The organism is Micromonospora sp. NPDC047521 (genome assembly GCF_055587305.1).
The window spans coordinates 66005-92238 of the sequence record NZ_JBVJGN010000009.1; the positions used below are offsets into that span (position 1 = coordinate 66005).

21 protein-coding genes are annotated in these 26234 nt (G+C 73.1%); 13 read left to right on the plus strand and 8 right to left on the minus strand.

Annotation, left to right across the window (positions count from 1 at the left end; translation table 11 throughout):
* The first annotated feature begins 158 nt into the window (after positions 1-158).
* Positions 159-3452 (plus strand): S8 family serine peptidase, encoded by a 3294-nt coding sequence (locus tag ACZ6N8_RS20220; protein WP_466012173.1) that lies wholly within the window; start codon positions 159-161, stop codon positions 3450-3452.
* 51 nt (positions 3453-3503) lie between these two features.
* Here ACZ6N8_RS20220 and dapD read toward each other — a convergent pair whose 3' ends face one another.
* Positions 3504-4463: a 2,3,4,5-tetrahydropyridine-2,6-dicarboxylate N-succinyltransferase gene (dapD, locus tag ACZ6N8_RS20225; protein WP_466011872.1), complete on the minus strand. Its 960-nt coding sequence runs from the start codon at positions 4461-4463 to the stop codon at positions 3504-3506.
* Between the two features lie 78 nt (positions 4464-4541).
* Between dapD and dapE the strand changes: the two genes are divergently transcribed.
* A complete protein-coding gene (gene dapE, locus ACZ6N8_RS20230) occupies positions 4542-5615 on the plus strand; it encodes a succinyl-diaminopimelate desuccinylase (protein ID WP_466011873.1) in 1074 nt (357 codons plus the stop codon).
* A 58-nt stretch (positions 5616-5673) separates the two neighbouring features.
* Here the strand turns inward: dapE and ACZ6N8_RS20235 are convergent, their stop codons facing one another.
* Positions 5674-5844, minus strand: coding sequence for a hypothetical protein (locus ACZ6N8_RS20235; RefSeq protein ID WP_466011875.1), 171 nt, complete (start codon positions 5842-5844; stop codon positions 5674-5676).
* 155 nt (positions 5845-5999) lie between these two features.
* Between ACZ6N8_RS20235 and ACZ6N8_RS20240 the strand changes: the two genes are divergently transcribed.
* The 7 genes from ACZ6N8_RS20240 to ACZ6N8_RS20270 all read left to right on the plus strand — a co-directional run bounded on the left by ACZ6N8_RS20240 (position 6000) and on the right by ACZ6N8_RS20270 (position 16999).
* Positions 6000-6863 (plus strand): LOG family protein, encoded by an 864-nt coding sequence (locus tag ACZ6N8_RS20240; protein WP_466011877.1) that lies wholly within the window; start codon positions 6000-6002, stop codon positions 6861-6863.
* On the plus strand, positions 6863-7408 hold the full coding sequence (locus ACZ6N8_RS20245) for an LOG family protein (RefSeq protein ID WP_357988040.1): 546 nt from the start codon (positions 6863-6865) through the stop codon (positions 7406-7408). The genes ACZ6N8_RS20240 and ACZ6N8_RS20245 overlap by 1 nt, the downstream gene beginning before the upstream one ends.
* Positions 7409-7550: 142 nt before the next feature.
* Complete coding sequence (locus ACZ6N8_RS20250; RefSeq protein ID WP_466011879.1) at positions 7551-10973, plus strand: ATP-dependent helicase; 3423 nt, start codon at positions 7551-7553, stop codon at positions 10971-10973.
* A 27-nt stretch (positions 10974-11000) separates the two neighbouring features.
* On the plus strand, positions 11001-14396 hold the full coding sequence (locus tag ACZ6N8_RS20255) for an ATP-dependent helicase (RefSeq protein WP_466011881.1): 3396 nt from the start codon (positions 11001-11003) through the stop codon (positions 14394-14396).
* Positions 14397-14622: 226 nt separating this feature from the next.
* Positions 14623-14826, plus strand: coding sequence for a transcription antiterminator/RNA stability regulator CspE (gene cspE, locus ACZ6N8_RS20260; RefSeq protein WP_007464836.1), 204 nt, complete (start codon positions 14623-14625; stop codon positions 14824-14826).
* 222 nt (positions 14827-15048) lie between these two features.
* Positions 15049-16362 carry a DEAD/DEAH box helicase gene (locus ACZ6N8_RS20265; RefSeq protein WP_466011883.1) on the plus strand — a complete coding sequence of 438 codons (1314 nt, stop codon included), beginning with the start codon at positions 15049-15051 and terminating at the stop codon, positions 16360-16362.
* Positions 16363-16798: 436 nt separating this feature from the next.
* Positions 16799-16999, plus strand: a complete 201-nt coding sequence (locus ACZ6N8_RS20270; RefSeq protein ID WP_466011885.1) for a hypothetical protein — start codon at positions 16799-16801, stop codon at positions 16997-16999.
* A gap of 115 nt (positions 17000-17114) precedes the next feature.
* Here ACZ6N8_RS20270 and ACZ6N8_RS20275 read toward each other — a convergent pair whose 3' ends face one another.
* The 4 genes from ACZ6N8_RS20275 to ACZ6N8_RS20290 are packed head-to-tail and all read right to left on the minus strand — an operon-like array spanning position 17115 to position 20321.
* Entirely contained in the window at positions 17115-17603 is a 489-nt protein-coding gene (locus tag ACZ6N8_RS20275) for an RrF2 family transcriptional regulator (RefSeq protein WP_466011887.1), read from the minus strand.
* A 3-nt stretch (positions 17604-17606) separates the two neighbouring features.
* Entirely contained in the window at positions 17607-18491 is an 885-nt protein-coding gene (locus ACZ6N8_RS20280; RefSeq protein ID WP_466011889.1) for an ABC transporter permease, read from the minus strand.
* The gene (locus ACZ6N8_RS20285) at positions 18481-19260 is read right to left on the minus strand and encodes an ABC transporter ATP-binding protein (RefSeq protein WP_466011891.1); all 780 of its coding nucleotides are present in this window, start codon (positions 19258-19260) and stop codon (positions 18481-18483) included. The genes ACZ6N8_RS20280 and ACZ6N8_RS20285 overlap by 11 nt, the downstream gene beginning before the upstream one ends.
* On the minus strand, positions 19257-20321 hold the full coding sequence (locus ACZ6N8_RS20290) for an ABC transporter substrate-binding protein (RefSeq protein ID WP_466011893.1): 1065 nt from the start codon (positions 20319-20321) through the stop codon (positions 19257-19259). Before ACZ6N8_RS20290 ends, ACZ6N8_RS20285 begins: the two co-directional genes overlap by 4 nt.
* A 141-nt stretch (positions 20322-20462) precedes the next feature.
* Here ACZ6N8_RS20290 and ACZ6N8_RS20295 point away from each other — a divergent pair, with 141 nt between their 5' ends.
* Positions 20463-21584: an LLM class flavin-dependent oxidoreductase gene (locus ACZ6N8_RS20295; RefSeq protein ID WP_466011895.1), complete on the plus strand. Its 1122-nt coding sequence runs from the start codon at positions 20463-20465 to the stop codon at positions 21582-21584.
* A 28-nt stretch (positions 21585-21612) separates the two neighbouring features.
* Here the strand turns inward: ACZ6N8_RS20295 and ACZ6N8_RS20300 are convergent, their stop codons facing one another.
* The gene (locus ACZ6N8_RS20300) at positions 21613-21912 is read right to left on the minus strand and encodes a hypothetical protein (RefSeq protein WP_466011897.1); all 300 of its coding nucleotides are present in this window, start codon (positions 21910-21912) and stop codon (positions 21613-21615) included.
* A 119-nt stretch (positions 21913-22031) separates the two neighbouring features.
* On the opposite strand from ACZ6N8_RS20300, the gene ACZ6N8_RS20305 reads away from it, so the two are divergent.
* The 3 genes from ACZ6N8_RS20305 to nudC are packed head-to-tail and all read left to right on the plus strand — an operon-like array spanning position 22032 to position 25635.
* Positions 22032-23342 (plus strand): M16 family metallopeptidase, encoded by a 1311-nt coding sequence (locus ACZ6N8_RS20305; protein ID WP_466011899.1) that lies wholly within the window; start codon positions 22032-22034, stop codon positions 23340-23342.
* Positions 23339-24679: a M16 family metallopeptidase gene (locus ACZ6N8_RS20310; RefSeq protein ID WP_466011901.1), complete on the plus strand. Its 1341-nt coding sequence runs from the start codon at positions 23339-23341 to the stop codon at positions 24677-24679. Before ACZ6N8_RS20305 ends, ACZ6N8_RS20310 begins: the two co-directional genes overlap by 4 nt.
* Complete coding sequence (gene nudC / locus ACZ6N8_RS20315) at positions 24676-25635, plus strand: NAD(+) diphosphatase (protein ID WP_466011903.1); 960 nt, start codon at positions 24676-24678, stop codon at positions 25633-25635. Before ACZ6N8_RS20310 ends, nudC begins: the two co-directional genes overlap by 4 nt.
* Before the next feature lie 123 nt (positions 25636-25758).
* On the opposite strand, the gene ACZ6N8_RS20320 is transcribed toward nudC, so the two are convergent.
* Complete coding sequence (locus ACZ6N8_RS20320) at positions 25759-26034, minus strand: hypothetical protein (protein WP_466012174.1); 276 nt, start codon at positions 26032-26034, stop codon at positions 25759-25761.
* Positions 26035-26234 lie beyond the last annotated feature (200 nt).

The window sequence follows — 26234 nt, forward strand, 5'->3', positions numbered from 1 at the left end:
CAGGTCGATGATGCCGGCCGGCACGCCGCGAGTTGGCAGGTCCGTCATATTTTGGCCGTCTTTTTTGCATACCCGGTATGTAATACTGGCGGCGGTCAATGCGTCTCCACCGATTTCAACGCTCCACCAAGGAGGATCCGTTGCGTCGACGCAGCAGAATGACCGCCGCCACCGCAGCCCTGGCCCTCGTGCTCGGCACTCCGGTGACCGCCGCGGCAAGCCCACCCACAAGCACCACTGCCGACGCCAGCCCGCGTCGCGCGTCCACCACCACGACCACCGTCACCCTGCTCACCGGCGACCGGGTCACCGTCACCCCGTCCGGGTCCGCCGCGATCCGTCCCGGCCCGGGGCGTACCCACCTGCGTTTCCTCACCACCCGCGACCGCGGTCACCTCATCGTGCTGCCGCAGGACGCCCTGCCGCTGGTCCGCGACGGCCGGGTCGACAGGCGGCTCTTCGACGTGACCGGGCTGGTCGACGCCGGCTACGACGACGCCCGTCGGGGCGACCTGCCGGTGCTGGTCGCCGGCAACGCGGGCGCGCGGCAGCGGGCCGCGACGCCGGCCGGGCTGACCGTCACCACCCAACTTCCGGCCATCGGCGGGGTCGCCGCCACTGCCGACAAGCGGCAGGCCGCAAACGTCTGGGCGGCGCTCACCGGCGCCGGCGCCCGGGTCGGCACGGCGGGGGGCGCCGACCGCATCTGGCTCGACGGCCGCCGACAGCTCACCCTCGACCACAGCGTGCCGCAGATCGGCGCCCCGGCCGCCTACCAGGCCGGCCTCACCGGTCAGGGCGTACGCGTCGCGGTGCTGGACACCGGCATCGACGCCGGCCACCCCGACCTGACCGGCCGGGTCGCCGAGGCGCACAACTTCACCGAGGCCGCAGACGCCGGTGACACGGTCGGCCACGGCACGCACGTCGCCTCGATCATCGCGGGCAGCGGCGCGGCCTCCGGCGGCAAGTACCACGGTGTGGCCCCGGACGCCACGCTCCTCAACGGCAAGGTCTGCGAGGAGGGCGGCTGCATGGAGTCGGCGATCCTCGCCGGCATGCAGTGGGCAGCCGCCGACCAGCACGCCGATGTGATCAACATGAGCCTGGGCGGCGGTGACACACCGGACGTCGACCCGCTGGAGGCGGCAGTCGACTCGCTCACCGCGCAGACCGGTGCCCTCTTCGTCCTCTCCGCTGGCAACGACGGCACCGACGGCTCGGTCGGCTCGCCGGGCAGCGCCGACGCGGCGCTCACGGTCGGCGCGGTGGACCGGGACGACGCCCTTGCCGACTTCTCCAGCCGGGGCCCCCGGGTGGGCGACGGCGGGTTGAAGCCGGACATCACCGCGCCCGGGGTGGAGATCGTGGCCGCCCGCGCCGACGGCACGGAGATCGGTACGCCGGTGGGGGACGGGTACGTCGCGCTCTCCGGCACCTCGATGGCCGCGCCGCACGTCACCGGAGCGGTGGCGCTGCTCGCCCAGCAGCACAGCGGCTGGACGGCGACGCAGCTCAAGGCCACACTGATGGCGTCGGCGAAACCGCACCCGGAGCAGACCGCGTTCCAGCAGGGCGCCGGCCGGGTCGACGTGGCCCGGGCGATCACCCAGCGGGTGACGAGCGACCCGGTGAGCGTCTCCTTCGGTCGACCGACCTGGCCGCACGACGACGACACGCCGATCACCAGGAACGTCGACTGGCGTAACGACGGCCCGGACCCGCTCACCCTGGACCTCGCCCTCGAGGTGACCGGCCCGGACGGCCAGCCGGCACCGGCCGGCATGTTCGCCCTGGGCGCGGGCCAGGTCACCGTGCCGCCGGGCGGCACCGCAGGCACCACTGTCACCGTGGACACCCGGATCGGTACGGACGGCTACTGGACCGGCCGCATCGTGGCCAGCTCCGGTACGGCCGTGGCTGTCACCCCGGTGGCGGTGAACCGGGAGGTGGAGAGCTACCAGCTCACCGTCCGGCACCTCGACGCCACCGGTGCCGCCGCCACGGACCACATCACCACGCTGATCCGGCTCGACACCCTGGACAGCTACAACCTGTACGACCCGGACGGCACCGACGAGCTCCGCGTGCCGAAGGGCCGCTACGGGCTGGCAAGCATCGTCTTCAGCGGGGACACCGGCGCCGCCCAACTGGCGCAGCCCGAGCTGGCGGTGACCGCCGACACGACTGTCACTGTCGACGCCCGCAGGGCACGGCCGGTGCGCACGAGCATCCCGGAGCCGACTGCCGTCCCGGACCTGGTGGACATCAGCGCCATCTTCCTCGGCGAGGACGGCGGCTCGTACGGATTCGGTCTGCTCGGGCTCGACTTCACCGGGCTGGCCACCGGGCACCTCGGTCGGGCGGTCTCCGGCGAACGGTTCCTCGCCACGGTGAGCAGCCAGTGGAGGAAGCCGGACGTTGCCGACAGCCCCTACCTGTACGCGCTCAGTGAGAAGATCCCCGGCCGGATGCCGACCGGCTTCGACAGGACCTACCGCGCCCGGGACCTGGCCACCGTCACCCACGAGTTCCGGGGCGGCTACCCGGGGCTGTCCGCCGAGCGGGTGGTCTTCCCGCACCTCGAACCGGACCTGGGTGGCTGGGCGGTCGTCCTGCCCACGACGGTGCCGGGGAAGCGGGTCGAGCACTACAACACCGACGGGCTGCGCTGGTCCTCGGAGCTGACGTTCGGCGTGCCCACCGAGGAGGGGTGGCTCGACACGAAGGCGGTGCTGGTCGCCGAACCGAAGGCGTACCGGGCCGGCCGGCACACGCGGGAGAGCTGGAACAGCGCGCCGTACGGGCCGTCGTTCCCGACGCCGCGCTGGCCGGGGCAGGGGGTCACCCGTCTCGGTGACGAGATCGTGGTGGACGTTCCGATGCACGGTGACGCCGACGGCCACGCCGGCGGGTCGATCGCGGACACGGCCCGGACCGCCCTCTACCGTGACGGCGTCCTGGTCGACGAGCTGACCTACCCGGGGTACGGCCAGTTCACGGTGCCGCCCGGTGCCGCGAAGTACCGGCTGGAGGTGTCGGCGAAGCGGAGCTTCACCGACCTCAGCACCGAGGTCGACGCGGCGTGGACGTTCCGGTCCGGGCACGTACCCGGTGAGGACTACCGGCGGCTGCCGGTGTCGGCGATCTCCTTCACTCCACCGCTCGGCCGGGACAACACGGCCCCGGCCGGCCGGAGCCTGGTCATCCCGGTGCAGGTGCAGCGACAGCCCGGGGCCCCCGGGTCGCGCCTGACCGGGCTGACCGTGGACGTCTCCTACGACGGCGGCCGGAGCTGGCAACCCGCCCGGGTCCGGCACGGTGGGCACGGCTGGACGGCCACCGTCAGGCATCCGTCGGGCGCCGGCTACGCGTCGCTGCGGGCCACCGCCCGGGACGCCGCCGGCAACACGGTGACCCAACGGATCATCCAGGCGTACCGGTTGCGCTGAGGCGTACCCCGTCCGGGTCCGCGGCCGAGCGCCGCGGACCCGGCGGGGACGTCAGTCGTTGGCGTGCAGGGCGGCGTTCAGTTCGATGCCCCGGCCGGTACGCGGCTTCGCCTCCAGCGCGCCGGTGACCGAGTTGCGCCAGAACAGCAGGCCGTCGACGCCGGACAACTCCCGGGCCTTGACGACCCGGCCGTCCGGCAGGGTGATCTTCGAGGCGGCGGTGATGTAGCAGCCCGCCTCGACCACGCAGTCGTCGCCGAGGGAGATGCCGACACCCGCGTTCGCACCGATCAGGCTGCGCTCGCCGATGCTCACCTTCTCGGTGCCGCCACCGGAGAGCGTGCCCATGATCGAGGCGCCGCCGCCGACGTCGGAGCCGTCGCCGACAAGCACGCCCTGCACGATGCGCCCCTCGACCATCGAGGTGCCGCTGGTGCCGGCGTTGAAGTTCACGAAGCCCTCGTGCATCACAGTGGTGCCGGCGGCCAGGTGGGCGCCGAGGCGCACCCGGTCCGCGTCGGCGATCCGCACGCCTGAGGGCACCACGTAGTCGGTCATCCGGGGGAACTTGTCCACCCCGTACACCGCCAGGTGCCGGCCGGCCGCGCGCTCGATCACCCGCAGCTCGTCCACCCGCTCCGGCGGGCACGGCCCGGCCGACGTCCAGGCCACGTTGGCGAGCTTGCCGAAGATGCCGTCCAGGTTGAGCTGGTTGGGCCGGACCAGGCGGTGCGAGAGCAGGTGCAACCGGAGGTACGCGTCGGGGGCGTCCTTGATCGGGTCGTCCAGCGAGCCGATCACGGTGACCACCTGGACGGTACGCAGACCGGGCAGCGCCCGGCCGCCGAGCGCGCCCGGCGGCAGGTCGAGCACGTCCGACTCACCCTCACCGGCGACCAGGGGCAGCTCACCCAGGCCCAGCTTGCCTGTCGGATACCAGGTGTCGAGCACCTGTCCGTCTGCCGTCACGGTGGCCAGGCCGATGCCCCAGGCGGAATCTGCGGACGTCACTGTTGCACCTCTCGGTCGCGGCCAGGCCGGCCTCGGCTCACTCCTCGCGCTGACAGACCTGAAGGTACCGTGCGAACCATGGAGAACCCGCTGACCCCCGAGGTCCTCGCCGATCCGGTGGCGCTGACCCGCGCTCTCGTCGACATAGAGTCCGTGTCCCTCAACGAGAAGGCGATCGCCGACTGTGTCGAGGAGGTCCTGCGCGGTGTACCGCACCTGAGCACCTACCGGCACGGCAACACGGTGATGGCGCGTACCGACCTCGGTCGGTCGCAGCGCGTCGTGCTGGCCGGGCACCTGGACACCGTGCCGCTCAACAACAACTTCCCGTCGACCATGCGCGGCGACCTGATGTACGGCTGCGGCACCTCGGACATGAAGTCGGGCACCGCGTACGCCCTGCACCTGGCGGTGACCCTGCCGAACCCGCGGTACGACGTGACGTACTTCTTCTACGAGGCGGAGGAGATCGAGTCGCGGTACAACGGGTTGAACCTGGTCGCCCAGGCGTTCCCGGAGTGGCTGGAGGCGGACTTCGCGGTGCTGCTGGAGCCGACGTACGGCATCGTCGAGGCGGGTTGCCAGGGCACCATGCGTTCGGTGGTCACCACGACCGGGGTACGGGCCCACTCGGCGCGCTCCTGGCACGGCGTGAACGCCATCCACGCGGCAGGTGAGGTGCTGCGGCGCCTCCAGACGTACGAGGCCCGTCGGGTCACCATCGACGGCTGCGACTACCGCGAGGGCATGAACGCGGTGCGGATCAACGGCGGGGTCGCCGGCAACGTGGTCCCGGACCGCTGTGAGGTCGAGGTCAACTACCGGTTCGCCCCGGACCGCACGCCCGCCCAGGCGGAGGCGCACCTGCGCGAGGTGTTCGCCGGTTTCGAGGTGGTGGTGACGGATTCGGTGGCCGGTGCCCCGCCCGGGCTGGAGGCGGCCCCGGCGAAGGAGTTCCTGGCGGCGGTCGGCGCGGCGCCGATCGGAAAGCTCGGCTGGACGGACGTGGCCCGATTCGCGGCCATGGGCATCCCCGCGCTGAACTTCGGCCCGGGCGACCCCAACCTGGCCCACCACCCGGACGAGCACGTGGAGATCAGCAAGATCCGCGACGGCGCGGCAACCCTGCACCGCTGGCTGGCCCCGGCCTAACCCCCACCCCGCCCGCACCCCCGGCCGCCCGCTCGCGCCGGTGATCAAGAGGTTTGCGTCAGCCGGGCCCGTTGTCGGCGACGCAAACCTCTTGATCGGCTCCGGATGGGGGAGGGGCGAGCAGGGGGATCGGGTCCTGCTGACGGGTGCGGCGGCGTTCGGCCACCACATCTCGGATCCGTCGCTGCATCTGGCGACGGATCCGGATCATCTCGCTGTTGCTGATCACGCTGTCTCCTCCCCCGAAGGCGCGCGCCGGGGCATACCCGGTATGTGAATAGTAAGACGTACGAGCGAGCCGAATAGTTGCCCTTGATCGGGACTTATTTCTCAGCGTCCGCGACCCGACCCGGCAAGCACCTGGTGGAGCACTACGGTTGCTCCATGAGCGACAGCAACGGGCGGGAGGCCAGCCGCGGCCCAGCGAAGGAGCGGCACCGGGGCGCGGTGACACTGCGTCGAGGGGCGATCCCGAGCAGCACCGCCGACCAGCGACTGCTGGATTCGCGGGGACGCGGCGACTGGAAGACCAGGGACGCCTGGCGGGCGCTACGCATCCTCTCCGAGTTCGTCGAGGGCTTCGACACCCTCGCCGACCTGCCGCCGGCGGTCAGTGTCTTCGGCTCCGCCCGCAGCGGCCCCGACACCGCCGAGTGCCGACTCGCCGAGCAGGTGGGCGGGGCACTGGCCCGGGCCGGCTACGCCGTGATCACCGGGGGTGGGCCGGGCGTGATGGAGGCCGCCAACCGGGGCGCCACCGAGGCCGGCGGGCTCTCCGTCGGGCTCGGCATCGAGCTGCCATTCGAGCAGGGCATCAACGACTGGGTCGACCTGGCCATCGACTTCCGCTACTTCTTCGCCCGCAAGACGATGTTCGTCAAGTACGCGCAGGCGTTCGTCGTGCTGCCCGGCGGCTTCGGCACCATGGACGAACTGTTCGAGGCGCTCACGCTGGTGCAGACCGGCAAGGTGACCCGGTTCCCGGTCGTGCTGATGGGTGTCGCGTACTGGCAGGGGCTGCTCGACTGGCTGCGCGACACGATGGCCGCCGACGGCAAGATCGGCCCGGTCGACCTGGACCTGATCTGCCTCACCGACGACGTCAACGCGGCCGTCCGGCACATCGTCGAGTCCGAGGCGGCGCTCTCCGTCGAGCAGGACGCGGTCCGTGACGAGGCGGTCGCCCGCACCGGGGCAGACCAGCAGGCCGCCGCCGAGCAGACCGCCGACCAGCCACGGGAGAGCTGATGGCGGCGATCTGCGTCTTCTGCGCGTCCTCCCGTACCCTCGACCAGCGTTTCCTGGATCTGGCCACCGAGACCGGCGCGGAGCTGGCCCGACGCGGTCACACGCTGGTGAGCGGCGGTGGCTGCGTCGGCATGATGGGCGCGCTCGCGGACGGCGCCCGGGCCGCCGGTGGGCGCACCCTGGGCGTGATCCCGCAGTCGCTCGTCGACCTGGAGGTCGCCGACCTCGCCTCGGACGAACTGTTGGTCACCGACTCGATGGCCAGCCGCAAGACGTTGATGATCGAGAAGTCGGACGCGTTCCTCACCCTGCCCGGCGGGCTGGGCACGCTCGACGAGCTGTTCGAGGTGTGGACCACCGCCACCCTCACCCTGCACCGCAAGCCGATGGTGCTCGTCGACGCCGACGGCTTCTACCGCCCGCTGCTGGACTGGCTCGCCACCCTCACCGACGAGCACTTCCTCAAACCCGCGGGCCTCGGCCTCCTGACCGTGGCACCGTCCGTCCCGGCGGCCCTGGACGCGCTGGAGTCCGCCCTCACCTGACCACGGGCCTGCGTCCTCCCCGTCGATCATGAGGTTGACGGCACCGCGCCGGCGTGTCGCGCCGCCAACGTCATGGTCGACAGAGCTGGATGCGGTGGGGTTGGGGTGGGTGAGTGTCGTACCGGTTTGATGGGATGAGCTGATGCAGGCGTACCGGTTGGTGCGGCGGCCCGTAGTGGCCGCCGGCAGCGGCGCGTCTTCCGGGACCGGTCCCGCAGGTTGGCGGGCCGACCCCGTGCAGGCCGAGGTGATCGGCCACACGGACGGGCCGATGCTGGTGCTCGGCGGCCCCGGCACCGGCAAGACGAGCACCCTGGTCGAGGCCGTCGCCGCCCGGGTCCGCGAGGGCGTCGACCCCGAACGCGTCCTGGTGCTGACCTTCGGCCGCCGGGGCGCCACCGCCCTGCGCCAACGCATCGAGGCCCGGGTGGCGCAGGACGGCCACCGGGTGCTGCGGGAGCCGCTCGTGCGCACCTTCCCGGCGTACGCCTTCGGGCTGCTCCGCCGGGCCGCCGCCGAGCGGGGCGAGCCGTCGCCGCGCCTGCTCACCGGCCCCGAGCAGGATCTGATCATCCGGGAGCTGCTGGACGTGGTGGGCGAGGAGCCCGACGACGACCCGGTCGGCTGGCCGGACGACCTGCGCCCGGCCCTGCGCACCCGGGCCTTCGCCGGCCAGTTGCGCGACCTGCTCATGCGGGCCGCCGAACGCGGCGTCGGCCCGGTCGACCTGGCCCGGCTGGGCGAGAAACTCGGCCGCGACGACTGGCCGGCCGCCGCCCGCTTCCTGCGGGAGTACGTGGCAGTGCTCGCGCTGCGCGACGTCAGCAACCGGGGCTCGATCGCGTACGACCCGGCCGAGCTGGTCCGGGCGGCCACCGGTCTGCTGCGCGACGACGAGGAGCTGCTGGCCGCCGAGCGCCGCCGCCTCGCCCACGTGTACGTCGACGAGCTGGCCGACACCGACCCCGCCCAACTGGAGCTGCTCTCGGTGATCGCCGGCGGGGGCACCTCGCTTGTCGCCTTCGCCGACCCCGATTCGTCCACGTACGCGTTCCGGGGCGCCGACCCGGCGGCGGTGGGCAGTTTCCCGCACCGGTTCCGGACCGCGTCCGGTGCGCCGGCGGCGCAGGTGCTGCTCAGCACGTCGTACCGGGCCGGGCCGGAGTTGCTCGCCGCGATCGCCCGGCTGGGTCGCCGGCTGCGCGGCCCGGCGGCGCACCGCCGGCTGCACCCGCTGCCGGACGCGCCGCCAGGTGTGGTCGAGGTGCACACGTTCCGCTCGGCGACGAGCGAGGCTGCCTGGCTTGCCCACGCGCTGCGCTCCGCCCACCTGCTCGACGGTGTGCCCTGGTCGCGGATGGCGGTGCTGGTGCGGTCCACCGCGTTGCAGCTGCCCACCCTGCAACGGGCCTTGCACGCTGCCGGCGTACCCACAGTGGTGCACGGCGAGGACCTGCCGCTGCACCTGCAACCGGCGGTGGCGCCGCTGCTGCTCCTGCTGCGCTGCGCCCTGGAGCCGGAGCACCTGGACGAGGAGGCGGCCGTCGCGTTGCTGCACTCGCCGCTCGGCGGTGCTGACCCGCTCGCCGAGCGGCGGCTGCGGCAGGGCCTGCGCGCCCTGGCGCTGGCCGGCGGTGACCGGCGCCCCTCCGGTGAGCTGATCGTCGAGGCGCTGCGCGACCCGACGGAGCTGGCCGGCATCGACAGGCGGTGGGCGGAGCCCGCGCAGGCGGTCGCCGGGCTGCTCGCCACGGCCCGGGACGCGGCCGCCCAGCCCGGCGCGACAGCCGAGACGGTGCTCTGGGAGGTCTGGGACGCCAGTGGCCTCGCCGAACGCTGGGCCGGCGCGATCGCCCAGGGGCGACCGGCGGCAGGCGAGGGGGACCTGGCCCGGCGCAGGCGCGCCGAGGCGGCCGACCGGGACCTGGACGCGGTGCTCGTGCTCTTCGACGCGGCGGCGCGCTTCACCGACCGGCTGCCCGGTGCCCGTACCGAGGTCTTCCTCGACCACGTGCTCGCCCAGGACCTGCCGGCCGACACCATCGCCCCGACCGCCGACCGGGGTGCGGCGGTGCGGCTGCTCACCGCGCACGCGGCGAAGGGTCTGGAATGGGACCTCGTCGCGGTGGCCGGCGTGCAGGAGGGCATCTGGCCGGACCTGCGGCTGCGCGGCAGCCTGCTCGGCTCGGAGCGGCTGGTCGACGTGCTGACCGGCCGGTCCGTGGGCGGGGCGGCAGCGGCGAACGTGGTGGGTCAGACCTCGGCGTTGCTGGACGAGGAACGCCGCCTCTTCCACGTCGCCGTCAGCCGGGCGCGGCACCGCCTGCTGGTCAGCGCGGTGGCGTCGGCGGCGGTAGGCGGCGACGACCACGAGGAGCAGCCGAGCCGGTTCCTGCACGAGCTGGCTCCTGCCGCGCCACCCGCTCCGCCGGCCGTCCCTCCGCCCGGCCCGCCCTCCGGTGACCCGCTCGACGGTCCCTCGTCCGGCGAGGGCGTGGCGGCGGGCGAGGACGGCGACGAGGAGCCGGACAGCCCCGGCGCGCTGCCGGTGACCCGACCACCCCGGGCGCTCACCCTGCCGGCGCTTGTCGCCGAACTGCGTACCGCCATCACCGACCCGGCAGTGCCGGCGAGCCGGCGGCGCGCGGCGGCGACCGAACTGGCCCGCCTCGCCGCCGCCGGGGTGCCCGGCGCGCACCCGGACGACTGGTGGGGGCTGCGGGCGCTCTCCGACGACAGGCCCCTCGTCGACGACGGCGAGGCGGTACGCGTCACCCCGTCGGCGATGGAGAGCGCGCTGCGGTGCAGCCTGCGCTGGCTGCTGGAGCGGCACGGCGGCAGCGGCCCGACCAGCACCGCGCAGGGCGTGGGCAACCTGGTGCACGCCGCCGCGATGCTCGCCGAGGACGCCAGCGCCGACCGGGGCGCGTTGCTCGACTACGTGGCCGCCCGCTTCGACGCGATCGAGTTGGCCGCCCGCTGGATGGCCGGGCCTGAACGGGAACGCGCCGAGGCGATGGTCGACAAGCTGCTGCGCTGGCTGGCCACCAACCCGCGCCGGCTGCTCGCCATCGAGCACGAGTTCGCCGTCCGGCTGGACGACCCGCACCGCCCGGTCGACCTGACCGGGCGCGTCGACCGGCTGGAGGTCGACGAGGCCGGCCGGCTCGTGGTGATCGACCTGAAGACCGGCAAGTCCACGGCGGTCACCGGCAGCGAGCTGGCCGAGCACCCGCAGCTCGGCGCCTACCAGGCGGCGGTGGAGGCGGGGGCGTTCGCCGAGTTCGGTGACGAGTCCGGAGGCGCGGCGCTGGTGCAGCTCGGCACGTCCGCGAAGGACGCCCGGGAGCAGAACCAGCCGGCGGCTGGCGAGGGCCCGGCGGCCGGCTGGGCGACCGCGCTGGTCCGGCGCACCGCCGATACGATGGCCGCTGCCACCTTCGCCGCGGTGGCCAATTCGAAGTGCCGGGTCTGCCCGGTGCGCACCAGCTGCCCGGTCTCCGGGCAGGGGCGCCAGGTCGTCGAGCCGCCGACCGTCCGACGCGCCACCGAGGGCGAGGAGTGAGCCGGTGTCAGGAGTCGAGGCGACACCGTGACCCAGCCCACCCTGTTCGGCGCCGGCCCCGCGCCGACGCCCCGGCTCGCCGACTCCGGCCCCCGGTACACCCCTGTCGAGCTGGCGAAACTCCTGCGGCTGCCGGCGCCCACCCGGGAGCAGGCCGCGATCATCGCCGCCCCGGTGGAGCCGCTGCTGGTAGTGGCCGGTGCCGGCTCCGGCAAGACCGAGACGATGGCCGCACGGGTGGTCTGGCTGGTCGCCAACTCGTACGTGCGGCCGGAGCAGATCCTCGGCCTGACCTTCACCCGTAAGGCCGCCGGTGAGCTGGCCCACCGGGTGCGTACACGGCTCGACCAGCTGATCCGCCGACTCGGCCGGCAGGGCCGCGACCCGCTTGGCGACCGTCTCGCCGGCGAGCCCACCGTCTCCACCTACCACTCGTACGCCGGGCGGATCGTCACCGAGCACGGGTTGCGGGCCGGCTACGAACCGTCCACCCGGCTGCTCACCGAGGCGTCCCGCTGGCAGTTGGTCGACCTGCTGGTGCGCAACTACGACGGTGACATGTCCGAGGTGGACCGGATGCCGAGCACCATCACCGACGCGGTGCTGGCGCTCGCCGGGGAGTTGGACGAGCACCTGGTCGCCCCGGACGAGCTGGCGGCGTGGACGGGTCGGTTCTTCGCCGAGGTGCAGTCGCGCCCGGGGCGGGTGTACGCCGACGTGCGCAAGGCACTCGCCCTGCAACAGACCCGGCTGCGTCTCCTGCCGCTGGTCCGGGCGTACGCCAGGCGCAAACTGGACTTCGAGGCGATGGACTTCGCCGATCAGCTCGCCCGGGCGGCGCGGGTGGCCCGGGACCATCCGGCGGTTGGCGAGATCGAGCGGGACCGCTTCCGGGTGGTGCTGCTCGACGAGTACCAGGACACCAGCCACGCCCAGGTGGTGCTGCTCAACGCGTTGTTCGGTGGCGGGCACCCGGTGACGGCGGTGGGTGATCCGTGCCAGTCCATCTACGGCTGGCGGGGGGCCAGCGCGGGCACACTGGACCGGTTCCCCACCGAGTTCGCGCGGTCCGACGGCCAGCCGGCGCGGGCGCTGGGGCTCACCACGAGCTGGCGTAACCGCCCGGAGATCCTCCGGGTGGCGAACGCGCTGTCCACCCCGTTGCGCGCGGCCGGAGCCCGGGTGCCGGAGCTGCGCTCGGCGCTCACCGTCCTGGACCCGATCCCGCACCGCAGCCCCGGCGGGGCGGCGGGCGGCACTGTGCACTGCGCGCTGCTGCCCACGTACGCCGACGAGGCGGCCTGGATCGCCGACAGCGTGCTCGCGGCCTGGCGCGGCGCGGCCCGGATGCCCGGCGCGGCGCCCGAGCACATCCCGGTGGCGCAGCGCCCGACGACTGCCGTGCTGGTCCGGGTCCGCAGCCAGATCCCGGCGATCGAATCGGCGCTGCGGGAGCGGGGCCTGCCCGTGGAGGTCGTCGGGTTGGGCGGCCTGCTGGACACTCCCGAGGTCCGCGACGTGGTGTGCACGCTGCGGGTGTTGGCCGACCCGACCGACGGCGCCGCGCTGCTGCGGCTGCTCACCGGCGCCCGTTGGCGGATCGGGCCACGGGATCTGGTGGCGCTGCACCGGCGGGCCCGGGCCATCGCCAACGCCCGCCGGCAGGTGGCCGCCGACGAGACCCCGGAGATCACCCCCGACCTGTTGGACGAGGCCACCCTGGTGGAGGCGCTGGCCGACCTCGGCCCGGCGCAGGCGTACTCCGCGGAGGGGTTCGCGCGGCTGCGCGCGTACGGCATGGAGCTGGCGCTGCTGCGCTACCGGCTGGACCAGGCGCTACCGGACCTGATCGCGGACATCGAGCGGACCATCGGCCTGGACGTGGAGGTGGCGGTGCGGGCCGGCCGGGACGGCGCGGGTGACGCCGGCCTGGCCCGGGGCCACCTGGACGCCCTCGGTGACGTGGCGGCCCGCTTCAGCGGCGAGACGCCGGGCGCCACCCTGTCCGGCTTCCTGTCCTACCTGGCCGCCGCCGAGGACGAGGAACGCGGCCTGACCCCCGGCGAGGTCGAGGTGGTCGAGGGCGCGGTCCAGGTGGTCACCGCGCACGCCGCGAAGGGCCTGGAATGGGACGTGGTGGCGGTCGCCGGGCTGTGCCGCGGGTCGTGGCCGGGGCCGGCACGCAACTCCGATCACTGGCTGGGCGGGCTGGGTGTGCTGCCGTTCCCGCTGCGCGGCGACGCCGACGGCCTGCCGGAGCTGATGCTCGACGAGGCGGGGGACCAGCGGGCCGTGGCCCGGGCGGTCACCGACTTCACCGACGCCTGGCGGGCGCACGACGAGCGGGAGGAACGCCGGCTGACGTACGTGGCGGTCACCCGCCCGCGCCGGCTGCTGCTCTGCTCGGGCTACTGGTGGGGGGAGGGCACGAAGCGGCCGCGCGGCCCGTCGGTCTTCCTGCGCGAGGTGTACGACGCCTGCCTGGACGGCGGCCCGGGGCACCTGGTCGACGTGTGGGCGCCCGAGCCCACCCCGGACGCCACCAATCCGACGGCCGAGGTGGTGCTCCGCGCGGAGTGGCCGGCCGACCCGTTGGGCGGTCGACGGCCGGCGCTGGCCGAGGCGGCCGGGCTGGTCCGCCGCCTGATGACCGACGGTCCGGCTTCGGTGGCTGTCGGGCCGGTCGGGCCGGTGGTCGCCGCGACGGCCGGGCCGGAGCCCGATCCGGAGGTGGCGCGCTGGCGGCGCGAAGCTGATCTGCTGCTCGCCGAGCGGGCCGAGCTGACCCGGCTCTCCGGCGCGGTCGAGGTGGCCCTGCCGGGGCAGTTGAGCGTCACCCAGCTCGTCGCGTTGCGTAACGACCCGGCGGCCCTGGCGCGTACGCTGCGCCGTCCGGTGCCCGCCGAGCCCAACCCGTACGCCCGTCGGGGCACCGCCTTCCACGCGTGGCTGGAGCAGCGCTTCGGTGCCGACCGGCTGCTCGATCTGGACGAGCTGCCCGGCGCGGCGGACGCGGACGCGGCACCGGACGAGGCGCTCGTGGAGCTTCAGGAGCGCTTCCTGGCCAGCGAGTGGGCCGACCGGGCGCCGGTGGAGGTGGAGGTGCCGTTCGCCACGGTGATCGCCGGGGTGGTGGTCCGGGGCCGGATGGACGCGGTCTTCGCCAGGCCTGGTGGTCGGTTCGACGTGGTCGACTGGAAGACGGGTCGGCAGCCCACCGGCCCGGCGGCGCAGGTGGCGGCGGTGCAGTTGGCCGTGTACCGACTGGCCTGGGCGGAGCTGGCCGGGGTGCCTGTCGACCGGGTGGGCGCGGCGTTCCATTACGTCCGCGACGGGGTGACGGTGCGCCCCACGGACCTGCTGGATGTGGCCGGGCTCACCGCCATGATCGCCCAGTTGCCCGAAGATTCCGGCCAAGCTTGACCGCTGGCGGGAAAACCGTGGTAGGTTGATCGGGTTGCAGTTTTGGTTACCAGAGACTCTGTGTGCGCCTGGCGGGATTGTGGCCCCAGGCGCTCTTTGTTGTGTCCGGAGTTCTCCGGGCGGGGCGACCAGAAGCGACAGGCGATTCGCGCATTCCCGCGCGGAGCGCTCCTCTTCGGGCGCGCAACAAGTGCGCGTCCGACGTTCCGTCAAGGAGACGAAACACATGGCTATTGGCACCGTGAAGTGGTTCAACGCTGACAAGGGCTTCGGCTTCATCACCCCGGACGGCGGCGGCGCTGACGTCTTCGCCCACTTCTCGGCGATCCAGTCCTCCGGCTACCGGAGCCTGGACGAGAACCAGCGGGTCGAGTTCGAGGTGACCCAGGGCCAGAAGGGCCCGCAGGCGGAGAACATCCGCCCGCTCTGATCTTCGGATCGGTCAGCATTACCTGTCGCACCCTCCGGGTGTGACGGTGACGGGACCGGCCCGCCCCGCCGCCGCCTGCCTCCGCAGGCGGCGGCCCGGCGGCGGGCCGGCCTGTACTCCAATCGGTTCGTGCTTGTGAGTCCTGGCTGCCTCTGGCCGCCGGTGACAGCGCCGATCTCGGCGCCCTCCCTCGACACGTGCCGCGTCGAGGAAGGCTTCCGCATGACCACAGTTATTCCTTCTTTCGCTCATACCGGGCTGGCACCGGCGCTGCTCACCGCGCTGACCGCGCAGGGCATCACCGAGCCGTTCCCGATCCAGTCGGCGACGCTGCCCGACTCGCTCGCCGGCCGTGACGTGCTCGGCCGGGGCCGCACCGGCTCCGGCAAGACACTCGCCTTCGGGCTTCCGCTGCTCTCCCGCACCGCCGGCCGCAAGGCCCGCCCGGGCCGTCCGCTGGCCCTGGTGCTGGTGCCTACCCGTGAGCTGGCCCAGCAGGTCACCACCGCGCTCGCCCCGTACGCCCGCGCCGTCGGGCTGCGCTGCGCCACAGTCGTCGGCGGGCTGTCGTTGCAGCGCCAGGCGGACGCGCTGCGCGCCGGCGCCGAGGTCGTCGTGGCGACCCCCGGCCGGCTGCACGACCTGATCAACCGTGGCGACGCCCGGCTCGACCAGGTCGAGATCACCGTGCTGGACGAGGCCGACCAGATGGCCGACATGGGCTTCCTGCCGCAGGTGACCAAGCTGCTGGAGCAGGTCGCGCCGCAGGGGCAGCGGATGCTCTTCTCCGCCACCCTCGACGGTGGCGTGGACCGGCTGGTCCGCCGCTTCCTGAGCAACCCGGTCACCCACTCGGTCGACCCGGGCACCGCAACGGTCACCGCGATGACCCACCACGTGCTGCACGTCGACGCGATCGACAAGCCCGACGCGCTGACCCGGATCGCCGCCCGCGAGGGCCGCACCATCCTGTTCATGGGCACCAAGCACCGCGCCGACCGGCTCGCGCGCCAGTTGCTCTCCAAGGGTGTACGCGCGGCCGCACTGCACGGCGGCAAGTCCCAGCCGCAGCGCACCCGCATCCTCGAGCAGTTCCGCAACGGCCAGGTGACGGCCCTGGTCGCCACCGACGTGGCGGCCCGGGGCATCCACGTGGACGGCCTGGACATGGTGGTGAACGTGGACCCGCCGACCGAGGCGAAGGACTACCTGCACCGGGGTGGGCGTACCGCCCGGGCCGGCGAGTCCGGCAGCGTGGTCACCCTGGTCCTGCCCGAGCAGCGCCGGGACGTGTCCCGGCTGATGGCCGTCGCCGGCATCCGGCCGGAGTCGGTCCAGGTGCGCCCGGGCGACGGGGCGTTGGCCCGGGTGACGGGTGCCCGCGAGCCGTCCGGTGTGCCTGTGGTCATCGCCGCGCCGCCGGTGTCGGCTGCCCGGGTACGCGCCTCAGGTGGCTCGACCACCGACGGTGCCGCCCGTCCCGCGCACCGCGCGTCGGGTCGGTCCCGCCGTCCGCGCCGCCCCCGTACCGTCTGAGCTCCCGCACTTCGACCGACCCGTTCCGCTTCGGCGGGGCGGGTCGGTTTCGTCTGTCTGTCTGGGACGCGGCGGCGGTCGCACAGGCGGCCGGGCCGTGCGCGGGCAACCGACCCCTCGTGACTCCCTTTGCTCTGCTTCAACCCAGGCAACGGGCACTGTCCGGATAGCGGACGGGCGGTGTTGCGTCCGTTGAAGCAGAGCAAAGGCGACGGGCAGGGTGGCGGCGCCGACCCTGGTCCCGGTCTGTCGCCAGGAGCCATGAATCGGGGTGCGGAGACGACGCTGTGGCCGGTCGGTCAAACTGCCCGACTGCACGTCCGAGTCGGTAATCGGCCTCGGCTCGGTCGGCTGGCCGACTGTGCCCCGGCCGCGCGTGGTCGAGGCTGGCCAACGGGGGCAGCCGGGCGGGGGACCCGGCACGGGAGGGGTGACCATGGCGGGCGAAGCCGGCTCGGGGGCGCTGCGCGAACTGATCCTGGTGGTCGCCGTCGCGCTCGCCGGGTTGTTGCTCGCCATGGTCGCGGCCTTCACACCCTGGCATGCCACCCCGGCGGGTAACGCTCCCGCCGGTCTGGTGGAGCTGCGCAGCCCCGACGCCCCGGGCTCCGGCCCGACCGTCACACACCGGGGCTGAGCAGCGACCGGCCGACCGGTGCCGGCGGAGGGGCAGGCCCGGTCAGGATCGGTACGAGGTGTGGTCGGGCCGGCGGGGCACCGGCCCGACCACACCGCCTCCGCCCGTCGTCGCCTCACCCATGATCGAGCGTGGAGTGGTGGCGTTCTCTCGCGGTCTGTTGAGGCGAGCTGCGGGCGTGGCCGGTCGGGTCACGGGTGAGCAGGTCGGCCAGACTCGTGCTGTCGACCACTGTGGCTATCGCCCCGTGCACCGCCAGCCAGACGTCGGTGAGGCCGGCGGCCACCCCGTGATAGCCGGCGCGCTCGGCGGGCAGGCCGCGCACCGTGGTGAGTGAGCCGCCAACCGCACGCAGCACGTCCCCGACGGTGACCTCCGCAGGTGGTCGCGTCAGCGCGTACCCGCCCTCGGCGCCGCGGTGGCTGTGCAGCAGGCCGGCCCGGCGCAGGTCGAGCAGGATGCCCTGCAGAAAGCTGAGCGGGATGTCCTGCACCTCGGCCAGGCTGGCCGCCTTCACCAGCTCGCCCCCGCCGTCGCCGCTGCTTGCAGCGGCGACGGCGAGCATCGCTCGGAGCGCATAGTCGCTGCGCGCGGAGACGTACACCGGTCAGTTGCCCGCCTGGTCGAGTACGCCCCAGCGCCGCCGGATCGCCTTGTCCGCGGCGCCGAACGCGGAGTCCACAGCCAGGCCGATGACCAGGATCACGATCATGATGGCCATCAGCCGCTCCGCGTCCGAGAAGTCACGGGCGTAGGTGAGCTGAGCGCCGATCGAGGTCCGGGAGGCGATCACCACAAGCAGTTCGCCGGCCATCAGGCTGCGCCAGGCGAAGGCCCAGCCCTGCTTCAATCCGGCCACGATCGCCGGCAGCGCGGCCGGGGCGATAACGTACCGGTAGAGGTTGAGCCGTCGGGCACCCAGGTTGCGGCCGGCGCGCACCAGCAACGGTGGCACGTAGTCCACGCCGTGGATGACACCGTTGGCGATCGATGGCGCGGCACCGAGCACCACCACGAAGAAGATCGCCTGCTCGCTGAGCTCGAACAGGAGGATGGCCAGCGGGAACCAGGCGATCGACGGCATCGTCTGCAATGCCGTGATCATCGAGCCGATGGCCGCACGGAGCACCTTTGATCGGGAGACGCCGAGGCCGAGGAGCAGCCCGACGGCCACCGCGGCGGCGAAGCCCACCACCGCCCGGCGTGCGGTGGTGGCCACCCCGTCCCAGAGTGCGGAGCTCAGGGCGTAGTCGGCGAGGTCGCCGAACACGGGTCCCGGGCCCGGCAGGGCCCAGGGGTCCTTCCAGCCGGTCCAGACAACGATCTGCCAGATCCCGATGGCGATGGTCAGCGCGGCGATCTTGGGCCAGGTGGCCGCCCAGATCCGGGCGCCCCGGGAGATCTCCTTGTCCCGTCCGGCGATCTCCAGGGCGTCGAGGCCGGAGATCTGCGCGTCGGTACGCGCCGAGCTGGTGAGGGTGTCACTGGCCATGGCGGCCCACCTCCGTACGGAGCCGTTCGGTGACCTCGGCGGCGATGGCGGCGACCTCGGGGGAGTCGATCCGTCGCGGGCGGGGGATGTTCACCTCGGTGGAGTAGATGATCCGTCCGGGGCGACTGGAAAGCAGGATGATCCGGTCGGCCAGCCGGGCCGCCTCGCGGACGTTGTGCGTCACGAACAGCACCGAGAGGTTCCGCTCGGACCAGATCCGTTCCAGCTCGTCGTGCAGGATGTCCCGGGTCATCGCGTCCAGTGCGCCGAACGGCTCGTCCATCAGCAGCACCGGGGTGTCCAGGGCCAGGGTGCGGGCGAGCGCGACACGTTGCCGCATGCCACCGGACAGCTCGTGCGGGCGTTTGCGGCCGAAGTCGCCGAGGTGCACGGTGCGCAGCAGTTCGGCGATCCGCTCGCGTCGTTCGGCCCGGGGCATCCCGCGCAGCTTGAGGGGCACCTCCACGTTGCCGTCGACGGTCAGCCAGGGGAACAGCGCCGGCTCCTGGAACATCAGCCCGGGGTTGGCGCCGCCGGCCAGGCCGATCTGTCCGCCGCTGGGCCGATCCAGCCCGGCGACCAGGTTGAGCAGTGTGCTCTTGCCGCAGCCGGAGGCGCCGACCAGGCAGACGAACTCGCCCGGCGCGACGTCCAGGGACACCCCGTCGAGGGCCAGTACGGCGTTCGCCCCGCGTCCGTACACCTTTGTCACGCCGGAGAGCGCGACCGCGGTGGTCGCGCTCGGCGGCATTGTCGTGGTCGACGTCATGGCTGGGTGACCTCGGGCTTGCCGGCCGCCTTGAGCGCGGTGTTGAGGTACTTCAGGTCGTACAGGCCCTTGAGGTCGACCGGTTCGGTGAGTCCCACCTCGACGGCGTGGTCGAGGCCGGCCTTGAGCGAGGTGGCGATCGGGTCGTTGGTGAACTCCAGCGTCGGCCACGCCTGCTTGATCAGCTTCAGGTCGAGCGGCTTACCGGTGATCTTGCCGATGGCGTCGGAGATCGCCTGCTGGGCCTCGTCGGGCTTGCTGTTGACGAACTCGTTCGCGGCGACCTGACCGTCGACAAGCTTCTGCACGACGTCCGGGTGCGCCTTGAGGAACTTGGTGCTGACCAGCAGGTTGGTGATGACGAACTTCTTGTCCGGCCACAGGTCGCGCTCGTCGACGAGCACCTTGCCGCCGGCGTTGACCAGGCGGGACACGAACGGCTCGGGCACCCAGGCGCCGTCGATCGCGCCGCTGTTGAACGTCTCCACAGTCTGGGCGTTCTCCTGCGGGACGATCTTGACGTCGCCGCCGCCCTCCTTGGTGGTGGTGAGCCCCTGCTGCTTGAGCCAGTAGCGGATCGCCACGTCCTGGGTGTTGCCCAGCTGCGGGGTAGCGATCTTCTTGCCCTTCAGGTCCTGGGGGCCGGTGATGCCCGACTTGACCACCAGGGCCACGCCACCGGACGCCGCGCCGGAGATCACCCGGACGGCCTCGCCCCTGGACTTGGAGAACGCGTTGACCGTCGGGTTCGGACCGATGTAGGTGGCGTCGAGCGCGCCGGAGAAGACGGCCTCGATGGCGGCCGGGCCGGCGTTGAAGGTCTTCGGGTCGAGCTTCACGTTGGCGCCGAGCTTCTCGGCGAAGATGCCCTTCTCGACGCCGACGACCGCCGGGGCGTGGGTGATGTTGGGGAAGTATCCGAGGCGCAGCGTGACCGGGCCGGAGCTGCCGCCCGCGCCCTCGCTGTCGTCGCCGCACGCGGCGGTGCTGCCCAGGGTCGCCGCGCCGAGGGCGGCGAGGGTGGCCAGGGTGACCAGCCGGCGCAAGGGAAGCCGTCTCATCGTCCATCCAATCCGCAGTATTCCTACTTAGTTGGTAGGAAGAGTGGGCCAGGCCAGGGTCAGCGTCAAGACTCATCCACATGCCGGGAAGGCGCGTCTCAGATATGTCGGCATTTCCTACCTGTTCGCTAGGGTAGGCGGGTGACCGGATCGATGAGCTTCCACTGGTTCCTGCCCACCTCCGGCGACGGCGACCAGGTAGGCGCCGCCACCGTCACCGCCGGCGCCGCCCGGCACGAACGGGCCGCCACGGTCGCCTATCTGACCGAGGTCGGCCGCGCCGCCGAGGCCAACGGCTTCGCCGCCGTGCTCACCCCCGTCGGCGCCGGCTGCCCCGACCCGTGGATCGTCTGCGCGGCTGTCGCCCAGCACACCGAGCGGCTCGGCATGCTGGTGGCGGTCCGGGCCGGCTTCGCGCTGCCCACCCTGATCGCCCAGCAGGCCGAGGCGTTCCAGGCCGTCTCCGGTGGCCGACTGTCGCTCAACATCGTGACCGGCGGCGACCCGGCCGAGCAGCGCGCGTACGGCGACTTCCTGGGGCACGACGAGCGCTACGCGCGCACCGGGGAGTTCATCGAGGTGCTCCGGCGTGCCTGGGCGGGCCGACCCTTCGACCACGCCGGCCCGCACTACCGAGTCGACGGCGGAGGGCTGGCCACCCCGCTTGTCGACCCGCCGCCCGTCTACTTCGGCGGCGCGTCCCCGGCCGCCGAGGCGGTGGCCGCCCGGCACGCCGACACGTACCTGATGTGGGGCGAGCCGCCGGCGGCGATCGCGGCCCGGGTCACCCGCATCCGGGCACTCGCCGCCGAGCAGGGCCGCACCCTGCGTACCGGCCTGCGGCTGCACGTCATCGCCCGGCCGACAAGCGCCGACGCGTGGGCGGAGACCGATCGGCTGCTGGCCGGGATGAGCCCGGAGCGGATCGCCGCCGCGCAGGCCCGGTTCCGCCGGATGGACTCGGTCGGGCAGGCCCGGATGGCCGCGCTGAACGCCGGCCGCAACGACGGGCTCACCGTCGCACCGAACCTCTGGGCCGGGGTCGGCCTGGTCCGCGAGGGCGCCGGCACCGCGCTTGTCGGCAGCTACGCCGAGGTCGCGGCCCGGATCGACGAGTACGCCGCGCTCGGCGTCGACGAGTTCATCCTCTCGGGCTGGCCGCACCGGGAGGAGGCGGAGCGGGTCGGCGCCGAGGTGCTGCCCCTCGTCCACGCCCGGCGCGAGCCTGCGGGAGATCGCGCAGGCGCAGTACGCCTCAGGTGACGAGCCGACCCGCCTAGGTGGTCCGGGGTCATTCCTCGGTGGTGGATCGGTTGTGCACCACCAGTTCGTCGATCTCCAACCGGCCGACGCGCAGCTCCCGCACGATCGCCTGGCGGATCGCCAGCCGCCCGATGGCCAGCGCCCCGACGGCGACGGCCCCGAAGGCAAGCGCCCCCACGGCGAGCGCACCGAGCGACGCCGCGCCCGCAGCCCGCGCGCCGACAGCCTCCGCGCCCGCGGCCCGGGCGCCCGTCGCCGCCGCACCTGTCGCCGCCGCGCCGTTCGCGCGCGCCCCGGTCAACCGCATCAGGCGTACCTCTCGCTTCATCCGCCCATTGTCCCCGTACCGCCGGCTTCCCGCCGGTCGCGGACGCCAATCCACCGCGGTGGCGGCGGCTCCGTGGAGGTCGCCGGTGGCGCGAGTTCCGACGCGCTAGGGTCAGTCCCGTGGCGGCGCGGAGATCCAGAATTCCAGCGACGAAGTACCCGGTCGAGCGGTTCACCCTCGACAACGGCCTGCGGGTGGTTCTCACCCCCGATCGCAGCGCTCCGGTCATCGGGGTGGCGGTCGTCTACGACGTCGGCATCCGTTCCGAGCCGGAGGGGCGTACCGGCTTCGCCCACCTCTTCGAGCACCTGATGTTCCAGGGCTCGGAGAACCTGGAGAAGCTCGCCCACTTCCGGCACGTGCAGGGCGCCGGCGGCACCTTCAACGGCTCCACCCACCTGGACTACACCGACTACTTCGAGACGCTGCCGAGCAACGCGCTGGAACGCGCGCTGTTCCTGGAGGCCGACCGGATGCGCGGGCCCCGACTGACCGAGGAGACCCTGCGCAACCAGGTCGACGTGGTCAAGGAGGAGATCCGGGTCAACGTGCTCAACCGCCCGTACGGCGGATTTCCCTGGCTGACCCTGCCGCCTGTCATGTTCGACACGTTCCCCAACGCGCACGACGGGTACGGCTCCTTCGACGACCTGGAGTCGGCGACTGTCGCCGACGCCGCGGACTTCTTCCGCCACTACTACGCCAGCGGCAACGCCGTCCTCGCCGTCAGCGGTGACATCGACGTGGCCGAGGCCACCGAACTTGTCACCCGACACTTCGGCGACGTGCCGGCCCGCCCCGCGCCGAAACGACCCGACTTCACCGAGCCCGACCTGACCGCCGAGCGGCGCACCTCGTACACCGACAAGCTGGCACCGCTGCCGGCGGTCGCCGGGGCCTGGCGGGTGCCCGACCCGATCACCGACTTCGCCGGGTACCTGCCGTACGTGGTGCTCGCCGAGGTGCTCACCGACGGTGACGCGTCGCGGCTCGTCGAGCGGCTCGTCCAACGCGACCGCTCGGTGACAAGCCTCGGCGGTTACCTCGGCTTCATGGGTGACCCGTTCGACGTGCGGGACCCCACCGCGCTGCTGCTCCAGGCGCACCTGCCGCCCGGCGGCGACGTGGACAAGGTGCTGCGCACCGTCGACGAGGAACTGGAACGGCTGGCCACCGACGGCCTGACCGACGGCGAGCTGGCCCGTACCCAGGCCCGGATGGCCACCCACCTGCTGCGCGACACCGACGCGGTGCTCGGCCGGGCGTTGCGGATGGCCGTACTGGAACAGCAACGCGGCGAGCCCGGCCTGCTCAACGACCTGCCGAAGCTGGTCGGTGAGGTCACCGAGGAACAGGTCCAGATCGCCGCCGCCGCCCTGCGACCGGAGCGCCGCGCCGTGGTCGAGGTCATCCCCGGAGGTGCCCGATGAGCGCGACGACCACCACCGCTCCGCGTACGCTGCCCGCGCTCGGCCCCAACCGCAAGCTCAAGGTGCCGAAGCAGGCCGAACGCATGCTGCGCAACGGCCTCACCGTGATCGCGGTACGCCGGCCCGCCGTACCCCTTGTCGAGCTGCGCCTCTGGATCCCGTTCGGCCGGGCGAACCTGGCCCGCGGTGCGATGCTGTCGCAGACCATGCTCTCCGGCACCGGTTCGATGACAAGCGTGCAGATCGCCGCCGAGTTGCAGAAGGTGGGCGGCGGGCTCTCCGCGGGCGTCGACCCGGACCGGCTGATGCTCTCCGGCGCCGGCCTGGTCACCGGCCTGGACCGGATGCTGGAGCTGCTGGCCGAGGTGTTGACTGGCGCGAGTTACCCGACCGACGAGGTGACCACCGAACGGGACCGGCTGGTCGACCGGATCCAGGTGGCGCAGAGCCAGCCGGCGCACCTGGCCCGCGAGGCGCTGCTGAAGCGGATCTACGGCCGGCACCCGTACGCGACGCAGACCCCCGAGCCCGGCCAGATCCGCGCGGTCCGGCCGGCCGCGCTGCGTACCCTGCACGCCGAGCGGGTGCACCCGACCGGCGCGCAGTTGGTGCTCGTCGGCGACGTGCAGCCGGAGAAGGCCCTGGACGCGGCCGAGCGGGCGCTTGCCGGGTGGACCGGTGCCGGGCGTACGGCCGAGCTGCCGCCGACACCGCCGCTGGAGCCGGGGCCGCTGCTGCTTGTCGACAGGCCCGGCTCGGTGCAGTCCTCGCTGCGTGTCGCGCTGCCGGCCGTGTCGCGCACCGATCCCGACCACGCCCCGCTGCAACTGGCCAACCTGATCTTCGGCGGCTACTTCTCCTCCCGCTGGGTGGAGAACATCCGCGAGGACAAGGGCTACACGTACGGGCCGCACTCGGTGATCGAGCACTCGGTGGCCGGGTCGGTGCTGGTCGCCGGCGCCGACGTGGCCACCGAGGTCACCGGTCCGGCGTTGCTGGAGACGACGTACGAGCTGGGCCGGTTGGCGTCGCTGCCGCCGAAGCCCGAGGAGCTGGAGCAGGCCCGCCAGTACGCCCTCGGCACCCTCCAGCTCGGCATGTCCACCCAGGCCGGGCTCGCCGCGCTGACCAGCGCGTACGCCGGAAACGGGCTGCGCCTGGACTTCCTCGCCGAGTACGCGTCGAGGTTGGCCAAGGCGAGCATCGACGATGTCGCGGAGGCGGCGGCCCGCTACCTGGCGCCGTCCCGGGCCGCGCTCGTGGTGCTGGGTGACGCCGAGCGGGTCACCCCGGGGCTGTCCGCGCTGACCACGATCCGTACCGAGTCGCTGCCGTGAGCGGGGAGGCGGCGCCACCATTGGCCCGGTCGACACTGGACCGGGCCGCGCACCGGCGGGGCGACTCGCAGTGGCTGACCGAGGCGTGGTTGCGGGGGCGGATCCTGCTGCTCGACTCGACCAACGAGGGGCGGACGCTGGCCCGTACCGACGCGTCGCCTCCGACGCTCGTGCTGTTCGGCGCGGCGGACGTGCCGGCCGGGTCCGAGGCGATGGCGATGTTCCTCGGCGTCGAGCCGGACGGGGTGCCGGTCTTCGCGGTCGACGCGCCGCTGCCGGCGTTGCCGGGCACCCGGGCGGTGAACCTGCGCGAGGTGGGGCACCTGCTCGCCGACCGGGAGGCGGGCATCTTCACCACCGCCCTGGCGCTGGTGAACTGGCACACCAGGCACGGCTACTCGGCGAGCACCGGCGCTCCGACGGCGATGGACGAGGCTGGTTGGTCCCGGGTGGACCGCAACGGCGGGCGGATCTGGCCGCGTACCGACCCGGCGATGATCGTGCTGGTGCACGACGGGGTCGACGGGCCCGACGGTCGTTGCCTGCTCGGCAACAACGCCGGCTGGCCGGGCACCCCTGGTGGTCGGCGTTACTCCTGCCTGGCCGGCTACGTGGAGCCGGGGGAGTCGGCGGAGGCGGCAGTGCTGCGCGAGGTCCGCGAGGAGGTGGGCATCGCCGTCGAGCGGATCGGGTACGTGGGCAGCCAGGCGTGGCCGTTCCCCGGCTCGCTGATGTTGGGTTTCCTGGCCACCGCCGACCCGGAGGACCCGGTCCGGGTCGACCCGTCGGAGATCGCGTACGCCCGGTGGTTCTCCCGCCGGGAGATCGGGGCGGCGCTGGCCGGGCGGACCGTTGACGTCGGCGACGGGGCCCGGCTGATCCTGCCGCCTGCGTCGTCGATCGCGTTGTTCCTCATCCACCGCTGGCTGGACGGCTGGGTGGACGGCGACCGGTGAGCACGGTCCCGACCCGTGGCCGCCGTTGCCGCGGCGGTCACGGGCCGGGAACACGGGCCGTCGTGGTCGAAGGCAAGGAACACGGCGGGGGAGCCGATCCGACCACGACGGACGTCTGGTGGGTCAGGGGCCGGTGCGGCCCGGTCTGTGTCGGAAGGCGGTGCGGGGCTCGCTGAGCGGCAGGACCTTGACGCGTTGCCGGCCGGCGCGGACCGCACCGACGGTGGCGAGCGCGCGGGCCAGCAGTAACGCCGCGTCCCGGTCCTCGGCGTGCACGATCTGCCGGCGCGGCTCAGGCTGGGTCGTCTCGTCGCGGAGGCGGTGGCCGTCCGCCCAGGCGGCGGCGATGTCCCCGTCGGCGACGGCGCGGATGTCGGTGCGAACGATCAGGAACCGCATGAGGGTCTCCGGATGAACCGCGATGAGCCAGTGTGGAAGTTCCACGTACCCGAGGGCCATGTTACGCCGCGTATTCATCTCAGCAACTGAAACGCGCCTATTGGTTTCGAGCCTCGTCCGATCAACCGATGGCTGCTCAGCGGGGTTGGCCTCGCGTACGACAGCGGGGCCGCCGGCGATTCGCCGACGGCCCCGCTGCG

Bases quoted from the DNA above. Each gene is read 5' to 3' on its own strand.
- ACZ6N8_RS20285 (WP_466011891.1), bottom strand. From the start codon at position 19,260: ATGACGTCGACCACGACAATGCCGCCGAGCGCGACCACCGCGGTCGCG.
- ACZ6N8_RS20240 (WP_466011877.1), top strand. From the start codon at position 6,000: ATGAGCGACAGCAACGGGCGGGAGGCCAGCCGCGGCCCAGCGAAGGAG.
- ACZ6N8_RS20270 (WP_466011885.1), top strand. From the start codon at position 16,799: ATGGCGGGCGAAGCCGGCTCGGGGGCGCTGCGCGAACTGATCCTGGTG.
- ACZ6N8_RS20245 (WP_357988040.1), top strand. From the start codon at position 6,863: ATGGCGGCGATCTGCGTCTTCTGCGCGTCCTCCCGTACCCTCGACCAG.
- ACZ6N8_RS20320 (WP_466012174.1), bottom strand. From the start codon at position 26,034: ATGCGGTTCCTGATCGTTCGCACCGACATCCGCGCCGTCGCCGACGGG.
- ACZ6N8_RS20265 (WP_466011883.1), top strand. From the start codon at position 15,049: ATGACCACAGTTATTCCTTCTTTCGCTCATACCGGGCTGGCACCGGCG.
- ACZ6N8_RS20310 (WP_466011901.1), top strand. From the start codon at position 23,339: ATGAGCGCGACGACCACCACCGCTCCGCGTACGCTGCCCGCGCTCGGC.
- cspE (WP_007464836.1), top strand. From the start codon at position 14,623: ATGGCTATTGGCACCGTGAAGTGGTTCAACGCTGACAAGGGCTTCGGC.
- ACZ6N8_RS20280 (WP_466011889.1), bottom strand. From the start codon at position 18,491: ATGGCCAGTGACACCCTCACCAGCTCGGCGCGTACCGACGCGCAGATC.
- ACZ6N8_RS20290 (WP_466011893.1), bottom strand. From the start codon at position 20,321: ATGAGACGGCTTCCCTTGCGCCGGCTGGTCACCCTGGCCACCCTCGCC.
- dapE (WP_466011873.1), top strand. From the start codon at position 4,542: ATGGAGAACCCGCTGACCCCCGAGGTCCTCGCCGATCCGGTGGCGCTG.
- ACZ6N8_RS20220 (WP_466012173.1), top strand. From the start codon at position 159: ATGACCGCCGCCACCGCAGCCCTGGCCCTCGTGCTCGGCACTCCGGTG.
- ACZ6N8_RS20300 (WP_466011897.1), bottom strand. From the start codon at position 21,912: ATGAAGCGAGAGGTACGCCTGATGCGGTTGACCGGGGCGCGCGCGAAC.
- ACZ6N8_RS20250 (WP_466011879.1), top strand. From the start codon at position 7,551: ATGCAGGCGTACCGGTTGGTGCGGCGGCCCGTAGTGGCCGCCGGCAGC.